The organism is Pseudomonas sp. 2822-17, assembly GCF_002742485.1.
Taxonomy (GTDB): Bacteria; Pseudomonadota; Gammaproteobacteria; order Pseudomonadales; family Pseudomonadaceae; genus Aquipseudomonas; species Aquipseudomonas cyclaminis.
The window spans coordinates 1-259 of record NZ_LJRZ01000824.1 but is presented as its reverse complement, the minus strand read 5'-3'; the positions used below and the strand labels follow the sequence as shown (position 1 = coordinate 259).

The following is a 259-nucleotide window of genomic DNA, read 5'->3' as shown; positions in this document are numbered from 1 at the left end:
GAGCTGAGGATCGAATTTTCACTGAATCGGCCCTCGTGCAAATTTCCGGTCGTGTGGGGCGCAGTCCAGATTGTCCGACAGGGGAAGTTGTATTTTTCCATTATGGTAAAACGGAGGAGATGGTGAAGGCCCAAAGACACATACGTGAGATGAATGAACTTGGTGAACTCGAGATACAGATTCAGGCCCAACGAGAAACCGTGGAACGAACAAAAGCCAAGGCCAGCGGCGATAAGGATAGAAATTAGTATGAGGGGGG

The 259-nt window shown here is 49.4% G+C and carries 1 pseudogene; it reads left to right on the top strand.

Annotated elements, in window-relative coordinates:
* Positions 1–248: pseudogene (locus tag AOA60_RS34190) on the top strand (hypothetical protein); the annotation flags it as partial.
* Positions 249–259 lie beyond the last annotated feature (11 nt).